This is a genomic window from Pseudomaricurvus alkylphenolicus, assembly GCF_011683955.1.
GTDB lineage: Bacteria > Pseudomonadota > Gammaproteobacteria > Pseudomonadales > Cellvibrionaceae > Pseudomaricurvus > Pseudomaricurvus alkylphenolicus.
In genome coordinates, this window is the sequence record NZ_JAAQPI010000070.1 from 1 (window position 1) to 683 (window position 683).

General features: G+C 50.8%; 1 protein-coding gene. It reads left to right on the top strand.

Annotated elements, in window-relative coordinates:
- On the top strand, positions 1–683 hold a 683-nt coding region (locus tag HBA55_RS37165; RefSeq protein ID WP_167001290.1), incomplete at both ends, for an alpha/beta hydrolase.

Consider the following 683-nt stretch of genomic DNA (forward strand, 5'->3'; position numbering starts at 1 on the left):
CAGATGCTGCACGAAGACCTGCGTGCGTATTTTAGACCGTTAAGTGCGTTTGCTGCCATTGGCAAATACAAACCGACAATACAGCTGATGAACGCATTAAGCAGGTTGTCGAAAGGTAAAAATATCGAAAGCCTTGACTGCGATGAATACTCTGTTCCCAGTAGTGATGGGGATTGGAATATACGCACCCGAGTCTACCGGCCGAAGCATGCTACCGAAAAGCTGCCGGTGATGCTCTACATACACGGTGGGGGGTATATGACGGGTAACCCTGAGGGGTTTGGGGTTGTTATCGAGCGTTTTATCAAAACCAGGCCCTGTGTGGTTGTCGCTCCAGACTATCGTAAAGCCTATACACAACCTTTTCCTGCCGGCTTTAACGACTGCTACGATACCTTATTGTGGGCAAAAAACAACGCTGAGAAATTGGCTATTGATAGCGACAAGGTCATTGTCGCCGGGCACAGTGCCGGTGGCGGATTAACCGCTGCGGTCACCCTTAAGGCCCGGGATACCCAGGATGTTGATATCGCTTTTCAGATGCCGATTTATCCCATGATCGACGACCTTCAACCCGCAGACCCGGATCGTTATATCAAGACTCCGGTGTGGGATACCGCGATGAATAAAATGGGGTGGGGTGCCTACCTGTCGGACCTTCACAAGCAGGGCGTTGACATTCC